The sequence below is a fragment of the Streptomyces sp. SM10 genome, from assembly GCF_002910915.1.
Classification (GTDB): domain Bacteria; phylum Actinomycetota; class Actinomycetes; order Streptomycetales; family Streptomycetaceae; genus Streptomyces.
Genome location: NZ_NEUF01000059.1, coordinates 1 through 5,434, shown reverse-complemented (window position 1 = coordinate 5,434; position 5,434 = coordinate 1). Strand labels below are relative to the sequence as shown.

Annotated in this window: 2 protein-coding genes; both read right to left on the bottom strand. The window is 69.8% G+C overall.

The window, feature by feature from the left end; translation table 11 throughout:
- Positions 1-2,063, bottom strand: a 2,063-nt coding sequence (locus B9S57_RS07775; RefSeq protein WP_146057727.1) for a type I polyketide synthase, incomplete at its 3' end; no start/stop codon positions are given.
- A 596-nt stretch (positions 2,064-2,659) separates the two neighbouring features.
- A partial coding sequence (locus B9S57_RS07770; protein WP_146057726.1) for an SDR family NAD(P)-dependent oxidoreductase occupies positions 2,660-5,434 on the bottom strand: 2,775 nt, incomplete at its 5' end.

The window sequence follows — 5,434 nt, the reverse complement described above, 5'->3', positions numbered from 1 at the left end:
AGCTCCAGGATCGCCCGGCTCCGCAACGCCACCACCCGCGCACCATCCTCCAGGGACAGCCCACCAGCCACACACGCCGCAGCGATCTCACCCTGCGAATGCCCCACCACCGCCGCAGGCACCACACCAGCCGCCCGCCACACCTCAGCCAGCGACACCATCACCGCCCACAACACCGGCTGCACCACATCAACCCGATCGAACCCAGGAGCACCCGCATCACCACGCAACACACCCAACAACGACCAGTCCGTGAACGGCTCCAACGCCACCGCACACTCCCGGATCCGCCCCGCGAACACCGGCGAAGACTCCATCAGACCCGCAGCCATACCCACCCACTGCGAACCCTGMCCCGGAAACACGAACACCGGACGCGTCACATCGGCCGCGACACCCCGCACCACACCCGACCCGGAACGCCCCTCGGCCAACACAGTCAAGCCGGCTACCAATTCATCACGCCCCGAGGCCACTACGGCGGCCTGGTGCGTGAAACGCGTACGCGCGGTGGCCAACGACCACGCCACTCCCGGCAGGGCCACGTCCGGCTCACGGCTCAGCAGGCCGAGCAACCGGACGGACTGCTCAGCCAGCGCATCGGACGACTTGCCGGACAGCACGAACGGCAGCACCGCACCGTCCAGCGGCGAAGTGCTTTCAGTGGGCGTCCCGGGGGCCTCGTCGGTGGGCGCCTGCTCGACGATCACATGCGCGTTGGTGCCGCTCATACCGAAGGAGGACACACCCGCCCGCCGGGGCTCTCCCGTGCCCGGCCACTCCGTCTGCTCGGTCAGCAGCTCGACGGCTCCTGCCGACCAGTCGACCTGCGCGGAGGGAGTGTCGACATGCAGGGTGCGCGGCAGCGTCCCGTGCCGCATCGCCATCACCATCTTGATCACACCGGCCACACCGGCCGCGGCCTGCGAGTGCCCGATGTTCGACTTGAGGGCTCCGAGACGCAACGGCCGGTCCGCGGAGCGTCCCTGGCCATAGGTCGCCATGAGGGCCTCGGCCTCGATCGGGTCACCCAGCCGGGTCCCGGTCCCGTGCGCCTCGACCGCATCGATGTCCTCGGCCGACAGCCGGGCGTCGGCGAGGGCCTGGAGGATGACACGCTGCTGCGAGGGGCCGTTGGGCGCGGTCAGACCGTTCGACGCGCCGTCCTGATTCACCGCGGTGCCCCGTACGACCGCCAGCACGTCACGACCGTTGCGGCGGGCGTCCGAGAGCCGTTCCAGCAACAGGACGCCGACGCCCTCGGACCATGCGGTGCCGTCGGCCGTCGCCGCGAACGACTTGCAGCGGCCGTCGGAGGCGAGCCCGCCCTGGTCGCTGAAACCGTAGAAGGCGCTGGGGGTGGACATCACGGTCGCTCCCCCGGCCAGCGCCAGCGAGCATTCGCCGGAGCGCAGGGCCTGCACGGCGAGGTGCAGAGTCACGAGCGAGGTGGAGCAGGCGGTGTCGACCGTGACGGCCGGCCCTTCCAGTCCGAGCGTGTAGGCGATCCGGCCTGAGACGACGCTCGCAGAAGTACCGGTCAGCACATAGCCGCCCGTTCCTTCAGGGGGCGGCTGGAGCAGCATCGAGTAGTCCTGGCCCGTCGTGCCCGCGAACACGCCGGTACGGCTGCCCCGGAGCGTTTCCAGGGGGATACCGGCCCGCTCGATGGCTTCCCAGGAGGTTTCCAGAAGCAGCCGCTGTTGCGGATCCATCGCCAGCGCCTCACGCGGCGAGATCCCGAAGAACGCCGGGTCGAAACCACCGACGTCGTCCAGGAAGCCCCCCTCCATGGTGAACGAGGGCCCGGCGGAGTCCGTGGCGTCGCCGAGGCTCTCCCATCCGCGGTCCAGGGGGAATCCGGATATGGCGTCGATGCCCGAGGCGGTCAGCTTCCACAGGTCCTCGGGGGTGCGCACACCGCCCGGGTACCGGCAGCTCATACCGACGATCGCGACGGGCTCCGGGTCAGCCGCTTCGACCTCCTGCAGACGCTGACGGGCCTGATGCAGATCCGCGGTGACCCACTTGAGGTATTCCCGCAGCGTCTCTTCGTTCGCCATTCAATCCCACCCTGAGCAGACAGCATCTAATAGCGATGGAGGACCAATAAAGGGGTAGAACGTCGGGCGACGTCTCAGCTGTCAACGAATAGAGATGGCCTCGGGAATTGCATGGCCCGAGGCGACAAGCCCTTCACCCATAGCCTTTGCATGACGATCCATGAACACCGATGCGGTCTGGCAATTCCGTCGACATTCCAGCAGATCAACTCGCAATGCGAAGCTATTCGACCCCCCTTGGCCGCACAACCCCTACAGATCCACAGGGGCCCCCTAACGGGACTCGCCCCGTCCCTGGCCCCGGCGGGCACACCAGGGCAGTTGGCGCCCCCAGCTCTCGGACTCGCACGAGCAGTGAAGGCCTCCCTCAGGCCGGCAGCACCCCCGAAACACCCCGATGCACCCCCTTTTCGGAGGCCTCCCCGTCCGGGGCCCCGAGCGAACCCGTACCGGCGGATGCCGAACCGCCGGGGTTCACCGGGTGTCAGCGCTTACGATCCGCCCCTCTCATCAGCCGCCACCTATGGGAATTCGCCCCCTGGACGACGCGGCCCCGGCGTGACGGCGGTCTGCGCGTCACGCCGGGGCCTTGACCGTCAGTTCGAGCGCCCCAGTTCGTTGTTGATGAAGTCGAATATCTCGTCGTCGGAGGCGGATTCCAGTTTGTCGGTCACGTCAGCCGGGTCCGCCTCGGCCGTCGCCCCTTCGGACCACTTGGCCAGGAACGCCTGGAGCCGCATGGCAACCTTCGCCCTGGTGAGGGTGTCGGGCTCGTTCCCGGCCGTTGCCGCCTCCAGCTTGTCCAGCTCCGCCAGCAGCGACACCCCCGTGGTGTCCGAGCCGAACCGGAGCTCCGTACGCAGGAAGCCGGCGGCAGCCACAGCGCTCGGGTAGTCGAAGGCCAGCCCGGCGGGCAGCCGCAGGCCCGTGGCTCTCGTCAACCTGTTACGGAGTTCCACGGCCGTGAGCGAGTCGAAGCCGAGCTCGCGGAAGACCCGGCCGGGGCCGACCTCCTCGATGCCCGCGTAGCCCAGGACGGCGGCGGCGTGGGTGCGAACCAGACGTACCAGTTCCGCCTCCCTGTCCGCCTCGGACAGGCCGGCGAGGCGCTGCCTCAGCTCCTCGGCGGCATCCTTGTCGATGCCTTCGCCCTCGGCATCACGGCCCAGCGCCTCGACCGCCTCCGGCAGGTCCGCCAGAAGCGCGCTGGGCCTCATGGCTGTGAACGACGGCACGAACCGCGACCAGTCCACATCGGCCACCGTGAGCAGCGGATCGTTGTCGCCGACCGCCCGCCGCAGAACGTTGAGCGCCATCTCCGGCGCCATCGCCGGCAGACCCCGCAGGCGGAGCTTTTCCTCCGCCGCCACGACCTCGGGTGCGGCGGACGCGGCCTCGGCCCACGGCCCCCAGGCCACCGACGTGGCGGCCAGGCCGCGGGCGCGGCGGTTCTGCGCCAGACCGTCAAGATAGGCGCCTGCGGCGGCGTATGCCCCCTGGCCGCCACCACCCCAGACTCCGGCGATGGTGGAGAACAGGACGAAGGCGTCCAGTTCCGTGTCGGCGAAGACCTCGTCGAGGTGAGCCGCTCCCCTCACCTTCGCTGCCAGCCGCCCGTCGACGTCATCCATGCGGAGAGCGTCGAGCGGGGTGAGCTGGTTGCCGCCGACCGTGTGCAGCACGGCACGGACCGGGCTGCCCTCCTCGGTGAGCTCGCGGACCAGTGCCTCCAACGCCTTGCGGTCGGCCACCTCGCAGCGCACGACCGTACCGCGCTCCGCGAGCTGTGCCAGGGCGTCCGCCGCCGGTTCAGCGCCTTCGGGAACCATCAGCACCACCTTGTCGACCTCGGTGCCGGCCAGCCAACGTGCGGCGTGCGTGCCGAAGGGAGTCGAGGCGTCGGTGACCAGGACCGTGCCCCTGGGCGCCCACTCGGCCCCGGACGTGTGGGACGGCACCCGTTCGAGGCGCGGGACGAACGCCCCGGAGGAGCGCACCGCGACCTGGTCCTCGGCACCGCTGCCTGTGAGCAGGGCGATCACCCGGCCCACGGCCCGCTCGTCCATCGTCGCGGGCACGTCGATCAACCCGCCCCAGCGGTGCGGCTGTTCGAGACCTGCGACCCGGCCGAGGCCCCACAGCTGCGACTGCTCAGGGGCAGGTGCGGCATCGGCACGGCTCACGCTCACGCCTTCTCGGGTGACGCACCACAGCGGCGCCGGGACGTCGGCCTTGCCCAGAGCCTGGACGAGACTCAGGTTCGCCTCGGTCGGGTTGTGGGTCAGCGCCAGCAGGGAGACGACCCCGGCGACTTCCCCTTGCCCGGCCGGCCTCTCGGCCAGTTTCATGGCCAGGTCCTCGGTCGGCACCGACCGGTGCCGCGTGCCGCCGGCAACCGTCAGAAGCTCGACCGTACCGCCGTGCTCACGCAGACCGGTGACAACCGGGTGGCCATGGTGTTCCTCCGCCGCCACGACCAGCCAGATGCCCGATGTCACCTCGCCACCGGATACGGCGGCCGGCTTCCAGCTGATCCGGTAGCGCCAGGCGTCGACGGTGGACTGCTCATGGGACTGCCGACGCCACGACGACAGCAGGGGCAACACCGCGCTGAGCGGCTGGTCGGCGGAGAGTCCGGAGCCCTCGACCAGGCCGGTCAGGTCCTGCTGTTCCACCGCCGCCCAGAACCGCTCGTCCAGAGCGGACGTCATGGCGTCGCCGACGCCACCGCCTTCCGCTTCGGCCGGCTTGGGCCAGTACTGCTGCCGTTGGAAGGCGTAGGTGGGCAGGTCGACGCGGCGGGCGCCGGAACCGGCGAAGAACGCCGCCCAGTCGACCGCCTCTCCCCGTCCGTACAGGCCGGAGAGCGAGGCGACTACGGTGGCCGGCTCGTCCCTGTCCTTGCGCAGCGCGGGAAGGAACGCCGCCTCCTCGGCGACACAGTCCTGGCCCATGGCGCTGAGCACTCCGTCGGGGCCGAGCTCCAGGAACACGGACACGCCCTGCTCCTGGAGGGTGCGCATCCCGTCGACGAAACGAACCGCCTCACGCACATGGCGCACCCAGTAGTCCGCCGAACCAACCTCGTCGTCTGCTACGACACGGCCGGTGACGTTGGAAACTATGGCGATCTCGGGCTGGTGGAAGGTCAGYGTCTCCGCGACCGCRCGGAAGTCGTCGAGCATGGCCTCCATACGCGGCGAGTGGAACGCGTGACTCACCCGCAGCCGCTTGGACTTACGACCCTCCGCCTCAAAGTGCGCGGCGATCGCCAGCACAGCATCCTCGTCACCCGAAACCACCGTCGCCGAAGGCCCGTTGAGCGCGGCGATCGACACACCATCCGTCAGCAGCGGCAGAACCTCCGCCTC